This is a genomic window from Kitasatospora sp. NPDC059673 (assembly GCF_042734215.1).
Classification (GTDB): domain Bacteria; phylum Actinomycetota; class Actinomycetes; order Streptomycetales; family Streptomycetaceae; genus Kitasatospora.
This window is the reverse complement of sequence record NZ_JBHWEN010000038.1, coordinates 1-21,458: the sequence shown is the minus strand read 5'-3', so window position 1 is coordinate 21,458 and position 21,458 is coordinate 1. Positions and strand designations below refer to the sequence as shown.

The window sequence follows — 21,458 nt, the reverse complement described above, 5'->3', positions numbered from 1 at the left end:
CCCGCCCTTGCGGGCGGTGCCGGGTCAGGCCGGGTTGCCGGCCCTGGTGAAGCGGTCCGCGCCGACGATCCACTCGCCGCGGCGCATCACCGCGGCGAGCTCGTAGGTGTCGGAGTCGAGGACGACCAGGTCGGCGTTCTTGCCTGCCTCCAGGGTGCCGAGGGTGTCGGCCAGGCCCATCAGCCGGGCCGGGACGGTGGACAGCGAGGTGACGGCCTGGTTCAGGGACAGACCGAGCACGGTGACGGCGCGCCGGAAGGCGACGTCCAGGGTGAGGGTGGAGCCGGCGATGGAGCCGCCCTCGACCAGGCGGGCGACGCCGTTCTCGACCCGGACCTGGAGCGGGCCCAGCGGGTACAGGCCGTCGCCCATGCCGGCCGCGCCCATCGCGTCGGTGATCAGCGCGACCCGTTCGGCGCCGGCCGTGCCGTAGGCGAGTTCGAGTACCGAGGGGTGCAGGTGGATCCCGTCGTTGATCAGCTCGACGGTGACCCGCTCGTCCTCCAGCAGCGCCACGATCGGGCCGGGGGCGCGGTGCTGGATGCCCGGCATCGCGTTGAACAGGTGGGTGGCGACGGTGGCTCCGGCGTCGATCGCCTCCAGGGTGACCGCGTAGTCGGAGTCGGTGTGGCCGACGGCGGCGATGATGCCCTGGTCGGCGAGCATCCGGACGGACTCCAGGCCGCCGGGCAGCTCCGGGGCGAGGGTGAACATCTTCGCGTGGCCGCGGGCGGCGTCGGCGAGCTTGCGTACCAGCGCCGGGTCGGGGTCGCGCAGCAGGTCGGGGCGGTGGGCGCCGCACCGGCCCGGGGAGATGAACGGGCCCTCGAAGTGGATGCCGGCCAGGACGCCGTCCTCGACGAGTTCGGAGAGCACGGCCGCCTGGCGGCAGACCTCGTCGATCTCGCCGGTGACGGTGGAGGCCATCGTCGTGGTGGTGCCGTGCTCCAGGTGCGTGCGGGCGGCGGTGAGCGCCTCCTCGGCGACGCCGGACGCGTACGAGGCGCCGCCGCCGCCGTGCACGTGCAGGTCGACGAAGCCGGGGACGACGGTGCAACCGGTCAGGTCGAGGTCGCCGGGCGCCCGCTCGCCGCCGAGGTCCGCGATGCGCGGGCCCACGACCGTGAGCCGGCCGCCTTCGATCACCCCGCCGGGGACGACAAGTCGGGCTCCGGCCAGTGCAGTTCGGTCCGCGGTCACGCGGTCACCTCCATGGAGAGCAGATCCCAGGCGAGCAAACCGGCGCCCAGGGACGCGGCGGTGTCTTTGAGCATGGCCGGAACGACCTTCGGGGGCATCTGGAAGGTCAGGCGCTCGGTCACCGCCGCGCGCAGCGGTGTGAAGAGGGTGTCACCGGCCTCCGCCAGCCCGCCGCCGACGATCACCGTCGACGGGTCGAGCAGGCTCTGTGCCACCACGATGCCGTCGGCGAGCGCGTCCACCGCGTTCTGCCAGACCACCAGGGCCGCCGGGTCGCCGGCCTCGACGGCCAGCGCGCAGGCGGCGGCGTCGGCCTCCGGGTCGCCGGTGGCCCCGGCCCAGGCCCGGGACACCGCGGAGGCGGAGGCCAGGGTCTCCAGGCAGCCGCGGGCGCCGCAGCCGCACTGCGGGCCGCCGGGGCGGACCACCACGTGCCCGATCTCGCCGCCGTAGCCGTGGGCGCCGGCCTCGATGGCGCCGTGGATGCCGATCGCGCCGGCGATACCGGTGCCGAGCGCGATGAACAGGAAGCGGTCGACTCCCCGACCGGCCCCGATCCGGCCCTCGGCGAGCCCGCCGGAGCGGACGTCGTGGCCGAGGGCGACCGGGATGTCGCCGAGGCGCTCGCCGAGCAGCCTGCGCATCGGCAGGTCCCGCCAGCCGAGGTTGGCGGAGAAGACCGCGATCCCGTTCTTCTCGTCGATCGTTCCCGGCACGGCGACGCCTGCCGCGAGGGGGGCGGCACCGAACCGGGTGCGGCCCTCCTGCGCCAGGTCGGCGGCGAAGTCGAGGATGGTGGCGACGACGGCGTCGGTGCCGTGCTCCCGCCCGGTCGGTCGGCGTGCCTCGTACAGCACGGAGCCGTCCTGGGCGACCAGCGCGGCCTTCATGCCGGTGCCGCCTACATCAAGTGCGATGACGTGCTTCACGGGGGACAGTTTCCCTTGGCCAGGTCGAAGAGGTCTAGTCCAGTTGCTCGATTGGTCTGGTCCTGAGAGGTGAGCTTTGTCGCGCTATGCCGACTCCTGGGGGTTTTGCCGGGCCCGGGCGGACGGTCAGGCCAGGATGATCGAACGGGTCAGGTTGCGCGGCTCGTCCGGGTTCAGACCGCGGTGCGCGGCCAGCGCGACGGCCAGCTTGTGCACCCGGACCAGGTCGGCCAGCGGGTCCAGGCCGCCCGCGCCGGAGCCGGCCACCAGCAGGCCGCCGACCGCCGCCACCTCGTCCGCCAGGCCGGCCGGGAGGGCGCCGAAGGCCCAGGCGGCGCGGCCCGGAGCGGTGATCGAGATCGGACCGTGCCGGTACTCCATCGCCGGGTACGCCTCGGTCCAGGCCAGCGCGGCCTCGCGCATCTTCAGGCCGGCCTCCTGGGCCAGGCCGTTGGTCCAGCCCGCGCCGAGGAAGGAGATCTGTTCCAGCTCGACCAGCTCCTGCGGCACCTCCCAGGCGACGGCGCGCTCGGCGTCCGCGGCGGCCTCGGCGACGGTGGCGACGCCCACCGGGCGGGCCTCCTCCAGCTCCAGGTGGGCGCGGAGCAGGGCCAGCACGGTGGTGGCGAAGCGGGTCTGCACCACCGAGCGCTCGTCGGCGAAGCCCAGGTCGATCAGGTGCCCGGCGTCCGCGGCGACCGGCTGGTCGGGGCAGGCGGTGATCGCGGTGCTCGGCAGGTCGGTGTCGGCGAGCAGCCGCAGCACCTCGGTGGTGGTGCCGGAGCGGGTGATCGCCAGCACCCGGTCGTAGCGGCGCCCGTGCGGAAACTCGGAGGCGGCGAAGGCGTCGGTCTCGCCGTGGCCGCCGGCCTCGCGCAGCGCGGCGTACGCCTGCGCCATGAACCACGAGGTGCCGCAGCCGACCACGGCCACGCGCTCGCCGCGCTGCGGCAGGCCGGCCGGGCCGCTCGCCGCCAGCGCCGCGGCGGTGCGCCAGTTCTCGGGCTGGGTGGCGATCTCCTCGCCGGTCAGGGACGGGTGCGGCATGGTGCGGACTCCTTCGGCTGTCACCGGGCGGGCTGCATTCCTGCAGTCGAGTGAGCGCGTGCGCAAATCTGATTGTTTTATAGCCGTTTCGCGCAGCATCGCGCAATGCATCCGCCGTGACCGGGTTGTGCGAAGCTTTCCCGACCGGGCCGCGGGGCGCGCGGTGGCGAGCGCGGAAGGAGCGGAACGGTGTCCAGGTACGAACGGTGGAACGCGCTGCTGGAACTGCTGGCCGAGCACGGCAAGCTGGACGTCGAGGAGGCGGCCGGCGCGCTGGACGTCTCGGCCGCGACCATCCGGCGCGACCTCGACCAGCTGTCCCGTCAGCAGATGGTCACCCGCACCCGGGGCGGCGCGGTGGCGCACAGCGTCTCCTATGATCTGCCGCTGCGCTACAAGACCGCCCGCAACGCCGACGCCAAGCAGCGGATCGGCGCCCTGGTGGCCGGCCTGATCGCGCCCGGCGAGGTGGTCGGCCTGAACGGCGGCACCACCACCACCGAGGTGGCCCGCGCCCTCGCCGTCCGGCCCGACCTGGCCGAGCACCCCGAGAACGGCCAGAGCCTCACCGTGGTCACCAACGCGCTCAACATCGCCAACGAACTGACGGTCCGTCCACAGGTGAAGATCGTGGTCACCGGCGGCGTCGCCCGACCGCAGTCCTACGAGCTGATCGGCCCGCTGGCCGCCCAGGTGCTCGGCGAACTCACCCTGGACACCACCGTGCTGGGCGTGGACGCGATCGACGCCGAACACGGCGCCACCGCCCACCACGAGGGCGAGGCGGCGGTCAACCGGCTGCTCGCCGAGCGGGCCCGCCGGGTGGTGGTCGCCGCCGACTCCTCCAAGCTGGGCCACCGCGCCTTCGCCCGGATCTGCGGCCTGGACCGGGTGGACATCCTGGTCACCGACGACCAGGTCGCCGACCCGGTGGCGGCCGCCTTCGCCGACGCACGGGTCACCGTTCTCAAGGCGTGAGCGTCCGCTATTCGGACAGTTTCTGATGGACCGTCACACTGAGCGCAACTGGATGTGACACTTCGTTAACTCCGTTCCAGCAGGCCTGGACCGGGCCGCCGGACGCCTGTCAGGGTCACGCTGTAACCCTTATGAAGGCGGTCCATCTGTGAAGCGATCAGCGCTGCTCCCCCTGCCCATCGTCGGATCCCTGCTGCTCACCGGCTGCGGAGTCCTGGACATGTCGGGGGGTGTCACGCTCAATCTGGTCGCAGCCGACTACGGCGACAACGAGACCAACTCCAGCTCGATCTACTGGAACGATCTGGCCCGCCGCTTCGAGGCGGCCAACTCCGGCATCAAGATCAAGGTCGATGTGGTCAGTTGGAACGACATCGACAAGCACCTCGCCGACCTGATCGCGAAGGGCAAGACCCCTGACATCGCGCAGACCGGCGGCTACGCGGACCAGGTCGTCGCCAACCGCCTCTACCCGGCCGGCGACGTGCTCTCCAACCGCACCCAGGTCAACCTGCTCGACTCCTTCGCCAAGGCCGGCCAGGTGCTCGGCAGCCAGTACGGCATCCCGTTCATCTCCTCCAGCCGGGTCTTCTTCTACAACAAGGAGATCTTCGCCAAGGCCGGCATCACCAACCCGCCCACCACCTGGGACGACGTGCGCCGCGCCGCCGAACAGATCAAGGCCAAGGTCCCCGGCGTCACCCCGTACGCGCTGCCGCTCGGCCCCGAGGAGGCCCAGGGCGAGGCGATGATCTGGACGATGAGCGGCGGCGGCGGACTCGCCGACAGCATCGGCAACTACACCATCGACAGCGCGGCGAACCGCGCCACCTTCTCCTGGCTGCGCACCAACCTGGTCGAGAAGCACCTCACCTACGACGACCCGGCCAAGGTCGACCGCAAGACCGCGTTCGCTGACTTCGCGGCCGGCAAGACCGCCATGCTCAACGGCCACCCCGGGCTGATCAGCAAGGCCGTCGCGGGGCACATCCAGTACGGCACCGCCACGATCCCGCGCAAGGACACCGGCATCAAGCCCTCGACGCTGGGCGTCGCCGACTGGGTGATGGCGTTCAAGGCGAACGGCCACCGGGCGGAGATCAAGAAGTTCCTCGACTTCGCCTACGCGAAGGAGAACACCCTCAAGTTCGACGAGCAGTACAACATGCTGCCCGTCACCCAGGACACCCTTGAGGACATGTCCGCCAACCCCGCGCACAAGGACCTCAACGAGTTCCTCAACGCGCTGCCGAGCGCGAGCTTCTACCCGCTCGGCGACCCGTCCTGGGACAAGGTCAACAGCATGCTCAAGCAGCGCATAGGCGAGGCCGTGCGGGCCGGCTCCTCGGACGTGCTCGGCGACCTCCAGTCCGCCGCCACGGCGGAGGCGTCGCGGGCCCGCAAGGGCTGACGGCTGCGATGCCCGGCCGGGGGCTGACGGCTGCGGTGTCTAGCCTGGACACATGGCCGAACTGACCGACCGCGACCGGGCGGTACTCGAACTGGAAGCACGCGGGTGGCGGACCGCCGGCGCCAAGGAACAGGCGATCCGGCAGGAACTCGGCATCTCCGCCACCCGCTACTACCAGCTGCTCAACGCCCTGCTCGACCGGCCGGAGGCACTCGCCCACGCACCCGTCCTGGTCAACCGGCTGCGGCGGGTGCGGCAGGGGCGGCGCGACGCCCGGCAGTGACGCGATCGGGGCCCGTCGGCGGCCTGCGCCCGGTAGCGTCGGGGCCATGGGAATTGCTGAGCAGATCACGTCCCAGGCAGGGCGGGCCGGACTGGCGGGCCTGCTCGCCGACCCGGGCTCCGCGGTCGTGGGACTCGACTTCGACGGCACACTCGCCCCGATCGTCGCCGACCCCGAACTGGCCCGCGCCCACCCCGGCGTCGTCCCCGCCCTCACCGCACTCGCCCCGCTGGTCGGCTCGGTCGTCATCGTCACCGGCCGACCCGCCGCGACCGCCGCCGGGTACGGCGGCTTCGCCGCCACTCCCGGCCTGGAGCACCTGACCGTCCTCGGCCACTACGGCGCGGAGCGCTGGGACGCGCGCACGGGCGCTGTCACCGCGGCGCCGGCCCCGTTGGGCGTTGCGGCTGTTCGGGGTGAACTGCCGGTGCTGCTGGAGGAGTTGAAGGCGGCCGAGGGTGTCTTCGTGGAGGACAAGGGGCGGGCGCTGGCGGTGCACACCCGGCGCGCGGACGACCCCTCCGGCGAGCTGGAGCGGCTGCGCGCGCCGTTGGCCGCACTCGCCCAGCGGCACGGGCTGGTGGTCGAACCCGGGCGGATGGTGCTGGAGCTGCGCCCGCCCGGGGTCGACAAGGGCGTCGCTCTCCGGAGGTTCCTCGCCGAACGGGAGGCCGGGCCGGTGCTGTTCGCCGGCGACGATCTCGGTGACATCGCCGCGTACGAGGCTGTCGCCGAGCGCCGGGCGCAGGGCCACCCCGGCCTCCTCGTCTGCAGCGGCCCCGTCACCGGCGAGCCCCCCGTCCGGGAGCTGGCCGACCGCGCGGACCTGGTGGTGGCGGGGCCCGCGGGGGTGGTGGACCTGCTCAACGAGCTGGCACAGCGGTTGGGTGCGTGAGCACGGCCCTGGGTTCGCCTCCGCGCAGGCCCCGGCACCCCAGTGGTGCTCGGCTCCCTGGGCTTGCTCACAACGCGTGGAGCTGGTCCAGGAACCACTGCTGGGGCGGCAGCGCTGTCGCCGCGGCCGCCAGGCGCTTGGTGCGGGCGGTGCGGTCGGTGGGGGGCATGGCGAGGGCCTGGGCCAGGGCCTCGGCGGTGGCGACGATGTCGAAGGGGTTGATGGTGATCGCGTCGTCGGCGAGTTCCGCGTGGGCGCCGGCCTCCCGGGACAGGACCAGGGCGCAGCCGTGGTCGGAGACGACGGGGACTTCCTTGGCGACCAGGTTCATGCCGTCGCGGACGGGGTTGACCAGGGCGACGTCGGCGAGCCGGTAGGCGGCGAGGGAGCGGGGGAAGTCGTCCTCGACGTGCAGGATCAGCGGTTGCCAGTCGGCGGTGGCGAATTCGGTGTTGATCTCTTCGGCGATCCGCTGCACGGCGGCGGTGTACTCGCGGTATTCGACGAGGTCGGTGCGCGAGGGGTAGGCGAAGGCGATGTGGACGACCCGGCCGAGCCATTCGGGGCGGGTGCGCAGCAGGTGCCGGTAGGCGAGCAGGCCGCGGACGATGTTCTTGCTGAGTTCGGTGCGGTCGACCCGGACGATGGTGCGCCGGTGGCCGACGGCTTCGCGCAGGGCGGCGAGGCGTTCGTCGACGTCGGGCCGGTGGGCGCGTTCGCGCAGGAACGCGGCGTCGGCGCCGAGGCCGTGGACGCCGAGCCGGGTGGTGCGGCCGGCGTGCGTGACGGTGAGGGCGTCGCGGTCGATGCCCGCGCCGAGGACGGTCTCGCAGCAGTCGGCGAAGGCGAGCGCCCAGCGGCGGGTGAGGAAGGCGGCGCGGTCGGCGCCGAGGATGCCGCGGAGGACCTCGGCGGCGACGTCGTCGGGCAGCAGCCGGTAGTAGTCGGGCGGGGCCCAGGGGGTGTGCGAGAAGTGGCCGATGCGCAGGTCGGGGCGGAGTTCGCGGAGCAGCGCGGGGGCCAGCGAGAGGTGGTAGTCCTGCACCAGGACGGCGGCGCCGGGGGCGGCTTCGGCGGCGAGGGCCTCGGCGAAGGCGGTGTTGTAGGCCCGGTAGGCGGCCCATTCGGTGCGGAAGCGGTCGTCGAAGACGGGTTTGGTGGGGATGTCGTACAGCAGGTGGTGGACGAACCACAGGGTGGAGTTGGCGACGCCGTTGTAGGCGCGGGCGAAGGTCTCCGGGTCGATGTCCAGCATCCGGACGGCCTGTCCGCCGACGTCGTGGCCGGCCCGGTCGAGGCGTCCGTCGGGGGCCTGCCGGGCGGCGGTGCGGTCGGCGGCGGAGAGGGCGGCGCAGACCCAGACGGCGTTCGGGTCGTCGATCGCGGAGAGCCCGGAGACCAGGCCGCCGCCGCCTCTGCGGAGGCTCAGCGCGCCGTCGTCCTCCGTGCGGAAGGACACCGGGCCGCGGTTGGAGGCCACCAGGATCGGGGCGGTTCCGGACTGCTTGGGGCGTTCGGACGCGTGATCGGCCATACAGCCAACCTTGCCGTGCGATCAGCGGACCAAACCACCCGGCGCGGCTCGCGCCGGGTGAACAGTGGGGTCAGCCCTCCGGGAACGGGCGGGCCGGGCCGTGGTCGGGCAGCGGCGGCACCGAGGGCCACCACGGCGGCCGGCTGATCGGGCAGGTGGATGCCGTTCGCCGGGACGGACGTGGGGCCGCGGTCAGCGGTTGCGGTACTCCGGGACGGTGATCATCGGCGGGCGTTCGGTGGCCGGCACGGGGTGGGTGCGGGGGGTGAAGCCGTCCGTGGTGCGGGTGTACTGGGTGAGCAGGGGGCGGACCAGGTCGTCGTCGGCCTTCAGGCGGTGGGCGCGGTCGAGGCGTTCCAGGGCGGTGCGGTAGATGGTGGCGGCCATCCGGCCGAGGGCCTGGCCGTCCTGGTGGCGGTGGTGCCGGACGCCGACGTCGACCTGGGCCAGCGCGTCCAGCCCGACCAGCTCCAACGCGTCGACCAGCAGGCCGAGTTCGACGCCGTAGCCGGTTGGGAAGGGCAGCCGCTCCAGCAGGCTGCGGCGGGCCGCGTACTCGCCGCCGAGCGGCTGGACGAAGCCGGCCAGCTGCGGCCAGTGCAGGTTGAGCAGCGGGCGGGCGACCAGTTCGGTGACCCGGCCGCCGCCGGCCGGGACGATGGCGCCGTCGGCCTCGAAGGGGCGGTCGTACATGGCCTTGACCAGGTGCAGGGCGGGGTCGGTGAGCAGCGGGCCGACGATGCCGGAGACGAACGCCGGGTCGAACTCGCGCAGGTCGGCGTCGATGTAGCAGACGATCGCGCCGCTGCTGGCGAGCAGTGCGCGCCACAGCACCTCGCCCTTGCCGGGGGCGGCGGGCAGCCGGGGCAGGATGGCGTCGCGGTGCACCACCCGGGCGCCGGCGGCGGCCGCGGCGGCGGCGGTGCCGTCCACCGAGCCGGAGTCGACCACCAGCAGTTCGTCGACCAGCGGGACGCGTTCCATCAGCTCGGTGCGGATCGTGCTGACGATCTCGCCGACGGTGGGTTCCTCGTCCAGGGCGGGCAGCACCACGCTGACGGTGCCGGCCGGGCCGGCGGCGTGCTTGGCGGCGAGCAGCCGGTCGAGCGGCCGGTCGGCGGCCGTCCAGGACCGGCGGCGCAGCCAGTCGGCCACTTCCGGCAGGACCCCGGGCTCGGGCTGCTCGGCCAAGATCTCGCTCCCTGTCTCGGTCTGTCTCGGGTGTCGGACGGTGAGGTTGGACTGCACCGGCCTTCCGTTACAGTCTTCGTACTGCGCTCGGACCTTCGCACGCCGGGGTCGCTCGCAGCGTACGACCACAACTTCACAGAGCTCATCCAGAGGGACTGAGGGAACGGCCCGTTGACGTCCCGGCAACCTTCTCGCGCGGCCTCGCAGGGCCCGGCGGGACAGGTGCCAATTCCGGCCCGGGCGCGACCGCGTCCCGGGGAAGATGAGGAGAAAGGGCCTCGCCACCATGGCTGTTGACACCCCCGCAGCTGCCGCCGTCGATCTCGGTCCGGCCACCGCACTGTCCTGTCGCGAGTGCGGCACCCGCTTCCCGCTCGGCCCGAGCTTCGCGTGCCTGGAGTGCTTCGGTCCGCTGGAGATCGCCTACGACTACGCCGGCCACGACGCCGAGGAACTGCGCAAGCGGATCGAGGCCGGCCCGGCGTCGATCTGGCGCTACGCCCCGCTGCTGCCCGTCCCGGCCGACGTCGCGGGCAAGCCGAACCTGAACCCGGGCTGGACCCCGCTGGTGAAGGCCGACAACCTGGGCCGCGAGCTGGGCTTCACCGCGCAGCTGCACATCAAGGACGACTCCGGCAACCCCACCCACTCGTTCAAGGACCGGGTGGTGGCCTGCGCGATCGAGGCCGCCCGCGCCTTCGACTTCACCACGCTGTCCTGCTCCTCCACCGGTAACCTGGCGGGCGCGGTGGGCGCCGCCGCGGCCCGGGCCGGCTTCAAGTCCTGCGTGTTCATCCCGCACGACCTGGAGCAGGGCAAGGTCGTGATGGCCGCTGTGTACGGCGGCGAGCTGGTCGGCATCGACGGCAACTACGACGACGTGAACCGGTTCTGCTCGGAGCTGATCGGTGACCCGGCCGGTGAGGGCTGGGGCTTCGTCAACGTCAACCTGCGCCCGTACTACGGCGAGGGCTCCAAGACCCTGGCGTTCGAGATCTGCGAGCAGCTCGGCTGGCGGCTGCCCGAGCAGATCGTCATCCCGATCGCCTCCGGCTCCCAGCTCACCAAGATCGACAAGGGCCTGCAGGAGCTGATCAAGCTCGGCCTGGTCGAGGACCGCCCGTACCGGATCTTCGGCGCCCAGGCCGAGGGCTGCTCCCCGGTCTCCGCCGCGTTCAAGGCCGGCCGCGACGTGATCAAGCCGGTCAAGCCGGACACCATCGCCAAGTCGCTGGCGATCGGCAACCCCGCCGACGGCCCGTACGTGCTCGACATCGCCCGCCGCACCGGCGGCGCCGTCGAGGACGTCACCGACGCCCAGGTGGTCGAGGCGATCAAGCTGCTGGCCCGCACCGAGGGCATCTTCGCCGAGACCGCGGGCGGCGTCACCATCGGCGTGCTGAAGAAGCTGGTCGAGACCGGGCAGCTCGACCCGGGCAAGGAGACCGTCGCGATCAACACCGGTGACGGCCTGAAGACCCTCGACGCGGTCGCCGACTCCGGCATGACCGCCGTGATCCGCCCGACGCTGGAGTCCTTCCGCGCCGCCGGTCTCGCCTCCGCCTGAACCCTCCCGGCCTGACCCCCCCAAGTTCTTCGAGGAGCCAACCCCATGAGCGCCACCGTCCGCATCCCCACCATCCTCCGCACCTACACTGGCGGCGCCGCCGAGGTGACCGCCGAGGGCGCCACCCTGGCCGCCGTCGTCGCGGACCTGGAGGCCAACCACACCGGCATCGCCGCCCGCCTGCTGGACGACACCGGCAAGCTGCGCCGCTTCGTGAACGTGTACGTCAACGACGACGACGTGCGCTTCGCGGACGGTCTGGAGACCGAGATCAAGGACGGCGCCTCGGTGTCGATCATTCCGGCGGTGGCCGGCGGCTGCTGACGCCGCCCCGCGCATTCGCTCCGCCGCCGTCGGGCGCGCGCTCGGAATTCGATTTCCGAGCCGCCTGGCGGCGGCTCGGCGCATCGGCCGAGGGCGTGCGGGCAGCCGTGATTCCGACCCGGCGGGCCGCTGGAATTCCCGCCTTTGCGGGGGAGTAGAGTGCGGGTGGAGCCGTTCCCCGATACGGCCCGTTCCAATCCTCGCTTTTCCCCGTGCCGCACCTCGCGCCGGCCCCGTCCCGTCCCGCGCTCCGAGACATGCGCCGGACCGTTCGCCGCTCGGCCTGTCAGGCCGCCGTCAGAATTCTTCCGGCGATTTGCGGGGACGCGTCCGTTATGTCCGGTGGCAATTGTCGCCCTGCATACCTTTCGCCCCGTCATATCCCCTGCCGGGCGCGGAGTTTCCGCAAAATTAGGCCCTGTTGCAGAGGGCGCATATCCGGATACATTCAGCCGCGACAGAGGCTGCGCCGTACGGGGGGGAGTCCCCACAGGCCGGCCTTCCAGACCTCCGGGTCCGCGTCCCGCGGATCTCTGAAGGGCCAGCACAGCACAAGGGGAGTTCGGAATGGCTCAGGGCACCGTCAAGTGGTTCAACGCCGAGAAGGGCTACGGCTTCATCGCGGTCGACGGTGGAGCGGACGTGTTCGTCCACTACAGCGCGATCCAGATGGACGGCTACCGCACCCTGGAAGAGGGCCAGCGGGTCGAGTTCGAGATCTCGCAGGGTCAGAAGGGTCCGCAGGCCGACATGGTCCGCGCCGCCGGCGCCTGACGGCCCGGTAGACCGCACCCACGACAGGTACGACCCGGCAGGTCCGGCCCCGGCGCGACGCGTCCGAGGTCGGGCCTGTCGGCGTTCTCCGGCCCGGCCTGCGGGTTTCCCGGGAGGGCTGTCGGAGGGCGCCGAATGGGCTTGCACTCGACACCCCCGAGTGCTAATCATTGGCGTTAGCACTCACAGCGTGAGAGTGACAACGGACCGGGCCGGTGAGGCCCCGGAAGCGGCGGGGACAGGACCCGCGCTCTCCTGGGCCGTCCGTCGCGGGCACCCCCTTGGTCCGAGCAGTCGACCGTGTCCCGGAGGACCACTTCTAATGGCCAAGATCATCGCCTTTGACGAGGAAGCCCGCCGCGGCCTTGAGCGTGGCATGAACCAGCTTGCCGACGCCGTGAAGGTCACGCTCGGCCCCAAGGGTCGCAACGTCGTTCTGGAGAAGAAGTGGGGCGCCCCCACCATCACCAACGACGGTGTCTCCATCGCCAAGGAGATCGAGCTCGAGGACCCGTACGAGAAGATCGGTGCCGAGCTCGTCAAGGAGGTCGCCAAGAAGACCGACGACGTCGCGGGTGACGGCACCACCACCGCCACCGTGCTGGCCCAGGCGCTCGTCCGCGAGGGTCTGCGCAACGTCGCCGCCGGCGCCAACCCGATGGCCCTGAAGCGCGGCATCGAGAAGGCCGTCGCCGCCGTCTCCGACCAGCTGCTGGCCCAGGCCAAGGACGTGGAGACCAAGGAGCAGATCGCCTCCACCGCCTCCATCTCGGCCGCCGACACCCAGATCGGCGAGCTCATCGCCGAGGCCATGGACAAGGTCGGCAAGGAAGGCGTCATCACCGTCGAGGAGAGCAACACCTTCGGCCTGGAGCTCGAGCTCACCGAGGGCATGCGCTTCGACAAGGGCTACATCTCCGCCTACTTCGCCACCGACCTGGAGCGCATGGAGGCGAGCTTCGAGGACCCGTACATCCTCATCGCCAACTCCAAGATCTCCTCGGTCAAGGACCTGCTCCCGCTGCTGGAGAAGGTCATGCAGAGCGGCAAGCCGCTCGTCATCATCGCCGAGGACGTCGAGGGCGAGGCCCTGTCGACCCTGGTCGTGAACAAGATCCGCGGCACCTTCAAGTCCGTCGCCGTCAAGGCCCCGGGCTTCGGCGACCGCCGCAAGGCCATGCTGGGCGACATCGCCATCCTGACCGGCGGCACCGTGATCTCCGAGGAGGTCGGCCTCAAGCTCGAGAACGCCGGCCTGGACCTGCTGGGCACCGCCCGCAAGGTCGTCATCACCAAGGACGAGACCACCATCGTCGACGGCGGCGGCGACAGCGACCAGGTTGCCGGTCGCGTCAACCAGATCCGCGCCGAGATCGAGAACTCCGACTCGGACTACGACCGCGAGAAGCTCCAGGAGCGCCTCGCCAAGCTGGCCGGCGGCGTGGCCGTCATCAAGGCCGGCGCGGCCACCGAGGTCGAGCTCAAGGAGCGCAAGCACCGCATCGAGGACGCGGTGCGCAACGCCAAGGCCGCCGTCGAGGAGGGCATCGTCGCCGGTGGTGGCGTCGCCCTGCTGCAGGCCGGTGTCGCGTTCGAGAAGCTGGAGCTGGACGGCGACGAGGCCACCGGCGCCAACATCGTCCGCGTGGCCCTGGAAGCCCCGATCAAGCAGATCGCCACCAACGCCGGCCTCGAGGGCGGCGTCGTGGTCGAGAAGGTCCGCAACCTGCCCGCCGGCCACGGCCTGAACGCCGCGACCAACGAGTACGTCGACCTGATCGCCTCCGGCATCATCGACCCCGCCAAGGTCACCCGCTCCGCCCTGCAGAACGCCGCCTCCATCGCGGCGCTGTTCCTCACCACCGAGGCCGTCATCGCCGACAAGCCGGAGAAGGCCGCTGCGGCCGCCGGCGGCGGCATGCCGGGCGGTGACATGGACTTCTGATCCGGCCCTTCGGACGGATCCGTCGTTCTCACGCCGTGAGGGCGGTCTCCTTCGGGAGGCCGCCCTCGCGGCGTTCCTGCTTGTCGCGGCGGTTTGGGACAATGGGCGGATGGCCAGCCCCCAGATCGAAGCCGCCCTGCACAACGCCCGCGCACTGATCCTCGCCGACCTCACCGCGCGTGACGTCGCCGACGCCGCGATCGTCTCGCTGGTCGAGGACGCCGTCACCCACCGCCGCTGGTGGCTCGAACAGTGGCCCGACGGCTGCGAGTTCGTGCTCGGGCTGATCGCCCAGGACGTACAGGACGCGCTGCTGGAGTCGTACGGGCGCTGGCCGCTCTGTTCCGCGTGCGCGGCGGAGGACGACCCGCACGCGCTCGGCGTGGAGCCGGAGTTGGGGGCGGATCCGCACTGGGTGTGCGGCAAGAAGGGGATGGTCGTCGCGGCGGTGGGTTCGCTCGAGTGAGAGCAGGCGGGCGCGAGAGGGTGCGAACGCAGGCGGGCGCGAAACCGGGGGCGCGGGGAACTGCGCGACAAGCGCACGCCACGTCCGCAAGGTCGCGATCAAGTGCAAGTGACTGTCCTGCGTCGCGATCTGGCTGGTGGGCGCCTTCCGCTTCGCGCAGTTCTCCCCCAGCCCTAGCGGGCCGGGAGGTACCCCCACGCGCCCCTGTTTTCGCGCCCACCTGCTCTCGCGCCCACCTGTTTTCGCGCCCACCTGCTTTTGCGCCCCCTGTTTTCAGCTCCCCAGCTCCCTGAGTTCGGCCTGCATGTTCGCTCGCGCTTGCGCGTCGTAGCGGGTGTGGGCCTCGGGGGTGCGGTAGAGGGCGGGGAGGGCGAGGAGGTGGTGGAGGATCGCGGTGCGGCCCTCGCGGAAGGCGTCCGGGGGGACGAAGGAGTATTCCTCGCGGATGGCGGCGGTGTAAGCCGCGTAGCGGTCGGGGGGTGAGCCGAGGACGGCGAGGTCGGCGTCGCAGAGGACTTCGCCGTTGTGGTCGCCGGGTGCGGGGTGGTGGGTGAGGGTGAGCCGGACCAGGCGGGCGACCTCGTGGACCAGGGATTCGGGCAGGCCCGCCTCGCGCAGGGCGCGGCAGGCGAGGGCGGCGCTGCGTTCCTCGTTCTCGGAACGGTCGGGCCGGTAGACGGCGTCATGGAACCAGGCGGCCAGCCGGACGGCGTCCGGGTCCTCGGCGTGGTCGGCGAGTTCGTCGATCCGGTCCAGGACGGCCCGCAGGTGGTCGGTGGTGTGGTAGCGGCGCTGCGGTTCGGCCCAGCGGGCGAGCAGGTCGCGGGCGTACGGCTCCGGGTTGACGGTGGCGCCGCAGCGGGTGAGCAGGGCGTGCCAGCGCTCGGACAGCGATGCGGTCATGACGGTCATTCTGCTCCCTGCCGGAGGTAGCCCGGATGTGACCCACACTATAGGTAGTTCACCGACTTATGACGCAGACTTGAGTAGTCGTCGCGCGAAGGCTATACATACTCGGTATGCAAGACGTTCCGCTGTTCCGAGGGGGAGTCATGACCGGATCGAGCGCGCAGGCCGTGCTGCGCCTGGAGGGAGTCGGGCGGGTGCACGGCCGGGGCGAGGCCCAGGTGCACGCCCTGCACCCGATCGACCTGGAGGTGCGCGCCGGGGAGTTCCTGGCCGTGATGGGGCCGTCCGGCTCCGGGAAGTCCACGTTGCTCGCGCTGGCCGGCGGCCTGGACCGCCCGTCGGCCGGCCGGGTGCTGGTCGAGGGCACCCCGCTGGAGGGCCTGAGCCGGGCCGGGTTGGCCGATGTGCGCCGCCGTTCGGTCGGCTACGTGTTCCAGTCGTACAACCTGATTCCGTCGCTGACCGCTGCCGAGAACATCTCGCTGCCGCGCGAACTCGACGGCGTCTCCGCCCGGACCGCCCGCGCGGAGGCGCTGGCCGCACTGGAGGAACTGGGCATCGCCCAACTCGCCGACCGTTTCCCGGAGGACATGTCCGGCGGCCAGCAGCAGCGGGTGGCGATCGGCCGGGCGCTGGCGGGTGAACGCCGCCTGGTGCTCGCCGACGAGCCGACCGGCGCGCTCGACTCCGCCACCGGCGAGGCCGTGCTCCAGGTGCTGCGTTCGCGCTGCGACGCCGGAGCCGCCGCCATGATGGTCACTCACGACGCCACCCACGCGGCCTGGGCGGACCGGGTGGTGTTCCTCCGGGACGGCCGGTACCTGCGGGAGGCCGCGCAGCGCACCGGGGCCGGCCGATGAGCGCCTGGCGGGCGGTGCTGCGGATGGCGCGCCGCGACGCCTGGCGGGCCAAGGGCCGCAGCGCCCTGGTGGTCGCGATGATCGCGCTGCCGGTGCTCGGCGCGACCGGCGTGGACGTGGTGCACCGCAGCGGACAGCTCACCGCCGCCGAGCGCTCCGACCGGCTGATGGGCCGCTCCGACGCGCTGATCGGCGCCTACGACCCGGGCCGGAGCATCGAGCAGTCGGTGTTCCCGGCCGACGGCGTCCGCACCCTGCCGCTGCGCCCCGGCAACGAAACGCCCGAGCAGAAGCGCGCCGCCGCCACCGAACCGACCGCGCTGCTCGGCGAGTTGCTCCCCAAGGGCAGCACCTTGATCCCCGCCCGCACCGGCCCCGTGGCGGCCGTGCAGACCAAGGACGGCCTGGCCCCCGTCGACACCTTCGAGGCCGATCTGACCGGCGAGCTCTGGCAGGGCCGGCTGAACCTGGTCTCCGGCCGGGCCCCCGCCGCCGCCCACGAGGCCGCTGCCACCCGGGCGTTCCTCACCGGCACCGGCCTGCGGATCGGCGACCGGGTCACCGTCCGCGGCCTGGAGTCCACCCCGTTCACGCTGACCGGCACCGTCGAACTCCCCGGTGACCTGAACAAGTCCGAACTGGTCGCCCGCCCCGGCGAGTTGTACCAGCAGCTGGACGCCGCTCAGGTCGTCGCCGGGCTCGCCCCGCAGAACCCGAGTGCCGAACAGGCCGCCGCCGGCAAGGCCGCCTGGCTGGTCCGGCTGTCCGCCGGGGCGCAGCTCGGCTGGGAGCAGGTGCGCGAACTCAACCGCTACGGCTACACCCTGGCGAGCCGTCAGGTCGCCGCGCACCCGCCGGCCGAGGTGCTGGCCGGGCAGGAGGCCGTCGGCGCCCAGGACGCCCGCGAGCGCCGGTTGATGACGGTCGCCACCACCGCCGCGATGGCCCTGCTGGAGGTCGCGCTGCTGGCCGGCCCCGCCTTCGCGGTCGGCGCCCGGCGGGCCCGCCGCCAACTCGCCCTGCTCGGCGCGGCGGGCGGCCGCCCCGGGCACGTCCGGGCCGTGGTGCTCGGCGGCGGCCTGGTGCTCGGCGCGGCCGGCGCGGTCCTCGGCACCGTGGTCGGCGCCGCCCTGGTCGCCGTGCTGCGCACCCGGATCGAGGAGTGGGGCGGCAGCCGGTTCGGGCAGCTCACCCTGAACCCGTCCGACCTGCTGGCGATCGCCGCCGTCGGCGTGGTCACCGCCCTGCTGGCCGCGCTGCTGCCCGCCCTGCAGGCCGGACGCCGCGAGGTGCTCGACGGCCTGACGGACCGTGACCCGGTGCGCCGCTCCGCCCGCTGGACGCCGCTGCTCGGCCTGGTCGTCGTGCTGCTCGGCAGCGGGCTCGCGCTGTACGGCGCGGTGGTCGCCCCGACCGGCGGGATGCCGGTGGTCGCCGGACTGTCGATACGCACCCTGGCGGTGCTGGGCGGCGCGACGCTCGCCGAACTCGGCCTGCTGCTGTTCACCCCGCTGCTGCTCGCCCTGCTCGGCCGGCTCGCCCGCCTGCTGCCCGTCGGCCCGCGGCTCGCGCTTCGCGACACCGCCCGGCACCGCTCCCGCACCGGGCCCGCCGTCGCCGCCGTGCTGGCCGCCGTCGCCGGAGCCGTCGCGGTCGGCGTGCACACCGCCGGCGCCGAGGCCCAGGACCGCGCCTCCTACCGGCTGGAACAGCCCGTCGGCGCCGTCCGGCTCACCGTGCACGGCGACACCGACGCCCTGCCACAGCTGCGCACGGCCCTGGTCCAGGACCTGCCGGACCTCGGCGAGCGGGCCGACCTGTACGAGGCCCAGTACGTGTTCTGCGAGGGCTGCTCCAGCGTGGTGTACGCGGAGGGCGGGCAGCGCTACGGCCAGCGCGTCACCAGGCCGGCCGTGGTGGGCGACGTCCCGGTGCTGCACAACCTGCTGGCGGTGCGCGACCCGGCCGCCGAGACGGCGCTGCTCGCCGGGAAGGCCGTGGTCACCGACCCGTCCTACCTGCACGACGGCAAGGCGGTGCTGCGGATGCTGGGCAACGGCATGGAGGCCAAGGACGTCACCGTCGAGGCCGTCCTGGTCGAGCGGCCCGCCGCGCAGCGCTACGCGCCGCTGGTGATCGCGCCCGAGACGATCCGCGGACTCGGCCTGAAGGTCACGCCGACCGGGGCGATCTGGCTGCCCACCACCCCCGTCCCCGACCGGGCCGAACAGCGGGCCGCCGCCACCGTCGCCCGGCTCGCCCCGCACTCCGAGTTCGGGGTGGAGCGCGGCTTCCGGCCGCAGGACAGCGTGGTGCGGGTCGCGCTCAGCGGCTTCGCCGCCCTGGTGGTGCTCGGCGCGGCCGTGGTCTCCACCGCGCTGGCCGCCGACGACGCCCGCCGCGAACGCGTCCTGCTGTCCGCGATCGGCGCCCGGCCGCGCACCCGGCGCACCGTCGCCGGACTCCAGGCCGGACTGATCTCCCTGCTCGGCGCCCTGCTCGGCACCGTCAGCGGCTTCGTCCCCGCCTACGCCCTGCTGCGCTCCCGGGTGACCGGGGTGATGGGCGCGCCCGCCGTGCTGAACACCGCCGACATCCCGTGGGCCACCCTGGCGCTGTTCGCCCTGGGGCTGCCGGTGCTGGCCGGCCTGCTCGGCGCGCTGCGCCGGGACGACCCCGCAGGGCGGAGCGGATCCGGATGGCGGGGATAGGAAGGTCGGCGATATATGTAGTCGTATGACTGAACGCGCCATGCAGGAACCCACCCTGCTGCTGCTCACCGCCCTCGCGGACGCCCCCCGGCACGGATACGCGCTGATCCAGGAGGTCGAAGCGATCTCCGGGGGGCGGGTCAGGCTCCGCACCGGAACCCTGTACGGCGCCCTCGACCGGCTGCTCCAGCAGGGCCTGATCGAGGTCGCCGCCGAGGAGATCGTCGACGGCCGGGCCCGCCGCACCTACGCCCTCACCGGCACCGGCCGGGACGTCCTGGCCACCGAGGCCGAACGGCTGCGCACCGTCGCCGCCGAGGCGCAGCGCCGCCTCGGCGGCGCCGCCCGTCCCCGGGGGGCCACCGCATGAACCTGGCGCTGCGCACCGCCCTCGCGCTCTACCCCGCCCGCTACCGCCGCGACCGGGGCGCCGAACTCGCCGAGGTGTTCGCCGACACCACCGCCGGCTCCGGCCGCCTCGCCACCGCCCGCGAGGCACTCGACCTCGCCGGCTATGGCCTGCGGCTACGCACCGGCCTGACCGAGACCGCGCTCCCCGGCCGCCTGCTGGTCGCCGCCGCCCCGCTGCTGGCCGGCGCCCTGCTCGGCCTCGGCACCCTGCCCGGCACCGGCGACTGGCGGGAGTTCGGGATCACCGACGCCGCCCGGGCCGGAACGGCCGTGCCGTGGGCCCGGCTGGTGGAGAACCTCGCCGTGCTGGGCCTCGTCGTCGTCCCGCTGCTGCTGGCCGCCGCCGCCGCGTTCGGCGCCTGGCGGGCCGTCCGGCTGCTCGGCGCCGTGGTGGTGCTGCTCGGCGCCGTCCGGATCGGGTACGCCGCGCTGGACCTGTTCGGCCCGAAGCCCGGCAGCGGCTGGTTCTTCCTCTACTCCGCCGTCGTCCTGATGCCCTACCTGCTGGGCGGCCTGCTGCTGGCCCTCGCACCGACCGGGCCGGGCGACTCCCGCGGCCGGGCCGACCGGCTGCTGGTCCTGGCCGGCGCGGCCGCCGGATTCGCCGTGACCCGGGCCCAGGGCAGCTACGACACCCGCTACCTGATGGACGGTTGGTGGCCCGTCGCGCTGCTGCTGCTCCCGCCGCTGCTGATGCTGTTCGCCGCCCGCGACCGGCTGCTGCCCGCCGCATTCGGCGTCGCGCTGCTGCCGCTGACCGCCGGGTTCAGCCTGTTCTCGCTCTGGGAGCAGCTCGGCGGGGTGTGGCGGGCCGCGCCGTACGCGTTCGGGACGGCGCTGGCGCTGCTGCTGGCGTTCCGACTGCTCGGCTCCGTCCGGCCGGCGGGGCGTCAGGTCGCGCCCCGGCTGGGCTGAACGGGGAGGGAGGCGGGCGAACGGGGAGGGAGACGGGCGAACGGGGCGCCGACGGGGAGCGAACGGGGAGAGGGCGCGGGGCCGAACGGCCGAGGGGGGTCGCCCGGGGCGGGCCGATGTGGCAGGCTGTCGGACATGTCTAGACCAATGTTCGAAGTGATCGCGCTGACCCCCCAGGACGCCAGGGCTGCCGAGTCGGGCGGCGCGGACCGCCTCGAACTGGTCACCGACATGGCCGCCGACGGGCTCACCCCCACCGTCCAGGACTTCGCCGCGATCCGCGCCGCCGTTTCGCTGCCGCTGCGGGTCATGCTCCGCATCCGCGACGGCTTCACCCCCGGCGACCTCGACGTACTGCTGGCCCGGACCGCCGCGCTGCGGGCCGAGGGCGCGGAGGAGTTCGTCTTCGGCTTCCTCACCCCCGACGGCGCGATCGACCTCGACGCGACCCGCGCCGTCGCCGACGCCGTCACCGGCTGCCGCTGGACCTTCCACCGGGCCATCGACCACAGCACCGACCGCTCCGAGGTCCGCGCCGCCGTCGCCGAGCTGCCCGGGCTCGACACCTTCCTCACCTCCGGCGACCCGGCCGGCGTGGACGCGGGCCGGGAGGTCCTCCTCGGCGAACTCGCCAAGTCCGGCGAACCCGGCTACCGCCAGCAGATCCTCGTCGGCGGCGGCCTGCGCGCCGCACACGTCCCCGAGTTGCGCGCGGCGGGCTTCGACGCCTTCCACATCGGCGGCGCGGTGCGCCTGGGCGGCTGGGCCGGGGCGGTGGACGCGACGAAGGTCGTGCAGTGGCGGGAGCTCATCGGGGAGTAGTGAGGTGCGCAGAGAGGGGCGCGGGGAACTGCGCGACAAGCGCAGGCCACGTCCGCAAGGTCGCGATCAAGTGCAGGTCATTGTCCTGCGTCGCGATCTTGCGGGTGGGTGCCTCCGCTGCGCGCAGTTCCCCGCGCCCCTGTCTTCGCGCCCACCTGCGTTCGCGTCCCCTGTCTCGCGCCCATCCGCCCGCCTAGCTGTATTGACCCGCAGGGTTGTTGACGCGGGTGATCGGTGGTTGTCCTCCGAGTGCGGTGTGGCAGCGATGGTAGTTGTAGGTGTGGAG

The 21,458-nt window shown here is 73.0% G+C and carries 20 protein-coding genes and 1 riboswitch; of the genes, 14 read left to right on the top strand and 6 right to left on the bottom strand.

The window, feature by feature from the left end; translation table 11 throughout:
• Window positions 1-24: 24 nt before the first annotated feature.
• The 3 genes from nagA to ACFV18_RS30660 all read right to left on the bottom strand — a co-directional run bounded on the left by nagA (window position 25) and on the right by ACFV18_RS30660 (window position 3,176).
• The gene (nagA, locus tag ACFV18_RS30670) at window positions 25-1,200 is read right to left on the bottom strand and encodes an N-acetylglucosamine-6-phosphate deacetylase (RefSeq protein WP_380488548.1); all 1,176 of its coding nucleotides are present in this window, start codon (window positions 1,198-1,200) and stop codon (window positions 25-27) included.
• Entirely contained in the window at window positions 1,197-2,129 is a 933-nt protein-coding gene (locus ACFV18_RS30665; RefSeq protein WP_380488547.1) for an ROK family protein, read from the bottom strand. Before ACFV18_RS30665 ends, nagA begins: the two co-directional genes overlap by 4 nt.
• Before the next feature lie 126 nt (window positions 2,130-2,255).
• Window positions 2,256-3,176: an SIS domain-containing protein gene (locus tag ACFV18_RS30660; RefSeq protein WP_380488546.1), complete on the bottom strand. Its 921-nt coding sequence runs from the start codon at window positions 3,174-3,176 to the stop codon at window positions 2,256-2,258.
• 189 nt (window positions 3,177-3,365) lie between these two features.
• On the opposite strand from ACFV18_RS30660, the gene ACFV18_RS30655 reads away from it, so the two are divergent.
• The 4 genes from ACFV18_RS30655 to otsB all read left to right on the top strand — a co-directional run bounded on the left by ACFV18_RS30655 (window position 3,366) and on the right by otsB (window position 6,743).
• Window positions 3,366-4,154, top strand: coding sequence for a DeoR/GlpR family DNA-binding transcription regulator (locus ACFV18_RS30655; RefSeq protein WP_380488545.1), 789 nt, complete (start codon window positions 3,366-3,368; stop codon window positions 4,152-4,154).
• A 148-nt stretch (window positions 4,155-4,302) separates the two neighbouring features.
• The gene (locus ACFV18_RS30650) at window positions 4,303-5,565 is read left to right on the top strand and encodes an extracellular solute-binding protein (RefSeq protein WP_380488544.1); all 1,263 of its coding nucleotides are present in this window, start codon (window positions 4,303-4,305) and stop codon (window positions 5,563-5,565) included.
• A 52-nt stretch (window positions 5,566-5,617) separates the two neighbouring features.
• Window positions 5,618-5,848 (top strand): DUF3263 domain-containing protein, encoded by a 231-nt coding sequence (locus tag ACFV18_RS30645; protein ID WP_380488543.1) that lies wholly within the window; start codon window positions 5,618-5,620, stop codon window positions 5,846-5,848.
• 46 nt (window positions 5,849-5,894) lie between these two features.
• Entirely contained in the window at window positions 5,895-6,743 is an 849-nt protein-coding gene (gene otsB, locus ACFV18_RS30640) for a trehalose-phosphatase (RefSeq protein ID WP_380488542.1), read from the top strand.
• 67 nt (window positions 6,744-6,810) lie between these two features.
• Here otsB and ACFV18_RS30635 read toward each other — a convergent pair whose 3' ends face one another.
• A complete protein-coding gene (locus tag ACFV18_RS30635) occupies window positions 6,811-8,277 on the bottom strand; it encodes a trehalose-6-phosphate synthase (protein ID WP_380488540.1) in 1,467 nt (488 codons plus the stop codon).
• Window positions 8,278-8,469: 192 nt separating this feature from the next.
• Complete coding sequence (locus tag ACFV18_RS30630) at window positions 8,470-9,468, bottom strand: glucosyl-3-phosphoglycerate synthase (protein WP_380488539.1); 999 nt, start codon at window positions 9,466-9,468, stop codon at window positions 8,470-8,472.
• A gap of 139 nt (window positions 9,469-9,607) precedes the next feature.
• A riboswitch (SAM riboswitch) is annotated at window positions 9,608-9,737 on the top strand.
• 17 nt (window positions 9,738-9,754) lie between these two features.
• On the opposite strand from ACFV18_RS30630, the gene thrC reads away from it, so the two are divergent.
• The 5 genes from thrC (at window position 9,755) to ACFV18_RS30605 (ending at window position 14,544) form a co-directional block, all read left to right on the top strand.
• Window positions 9,755-11,035: a threonine synthase gene (gene thrC, locus ACFV18_RS30625; protein ID WP_380488538.1), complete on the top strand. Its 1,281-nt coding sequence runs from the start codon at window positions 9,755-9,757 to the stop codon at window positions 11,033-11,035.
• A 45-nt stretch (window positions 11,036-11,080) separates the two neighbouring features.
• The gene (locus ACFV18_RS30620) at window positions 11,081-11,359 is read left to right on the top strand and encodes a MoaD/ThiS family protein (RefSeq protein ID WP_380488537.1); all 279 of its coding nucleotides are present in this window, start codon (window positions 11,081-11,083) and stop codon (window positions 11,357-11,359) included.
• Window positions 11,360-11,926: 567 nt separating this feature from the next.
• Entirely contained in the window at window positions 11,927-12,133 is a 207-nt protein-coding gene (locus ACFV18_RS30615; protein WP_014137493.1) for a cold-shock protein, read from the top strand.
• Window positions 12,134-12,455: 322 nt separating this feature from the next.
• Window positions 12,456-14,078 (top strand): chaperonin GroEL, encoded by a 1,623-nt coding sequence (groL, locus tag ACFV18_RS30610; protein WP_380366033.1) that lies wholly within the window; start codon window positions 12,456-12,458, stop codon window positions 14,076-14,078.
• Window positions 14,079-14,187: 109 nt separating this feature from the next.
• Window positions 14,188-14,544 (top strand): hypothetical protein, encoded by a 357-nt coding sequence (locus tag ACFV18_RS30605; protein WP_380488536.1) that lies wholly within the window; start codon window positions 14,188-14,190, stop codon window positions 14,542-14,544.
• 273 nt (window positions 14,545-14,817) lie between these two features.
• Here ACFV18_RS30605 and ACFV18_RS30600 read toward each other — a convergent pair whose 3' ends face one another.
• Window positions 14,818-15,447: an HD domain-containing protein gene (locus tag ACFV18_RS30600; protein ID WP_380488535.1), complete on the bottom strand. Its 630-nt coding sequence runs from the start codon at window positions 15,445-15,447 to the stop codon at window positions 14,818-14,820.
• A gap of 149 nt (window positions 15,448-15,596) precedes the next feature.
• Between ACFV18_RS30600 and ACFV18_RS30595 the strand changes: the two genes are divergently transcribed.
• From ACFV18_RS30595 to ACFV18_RS30575, 5 genes are all read left to right on the top strand, one after another.
• On the top strand, window positions 15,597-16,313 hold the full coding sequence (locus tag ACFV18_RS30595; protein WP_380488534.1) for an ABC transporter ATP-binding protein: 717 nt from the start codon (window positions 15,597-15,599) through the stop codon (window positions 16,311-16,313).
• Complete coding sequence (locus tag ACFV18_RS30590) at window positions 16,310-19,024, top strand: ABC transporter permease (protein ID WP_380488532.1); 2,715 nt, start codon at window positions 16,310-16,312, stop codon at window positions 19,022-19,024. Before ACFV18_RS30595 ends, ACFV18_RS30590 begins: the two co-directional genes overlap by 4 nt.
• A 25-nt stretch (window positions 19,025-19,049) precedes the next feature.
• Window positions 19,050-19,394: a PadR family transcriptional regulator gene (locus tag ACFV18_RS30585; RefSeq protein WP_380488530.1), complete on the top strand. Its 345-nt coding sequence runs from the start codon at window positions 19,050-19,052 to the stop codon at window positions 19,392-19,394.
• Complete coding sequence (locus ACFV18_RS30580; protein WP_380488529.1) at window positions 19,391-20,350, top strand: hypothetical protein; 960 nt, start codon at window positions 19,391-19,393, stop codon at window positions 20,348-20,350. Before ACFV18_RS30585 ends, ACFV18_RS30580 begins: the two co-directional genes overlap by 4 nt.
• Window positions 20,351-20,485: 135 nt before the next feature.
• On the top strand, window positions 20,486-21,172 hold the full coding sequence (locus tag ACFV18_RS30575) for a copper homeostasis protein CutC (protein WP_380488527.1): 687 nt from the start codon (window positions 20,486-20,488) through the stop codon (window positions 21,170-21,172).
• Window positions 21,173-21,458 lie beyond the last annotated feature (286 nt).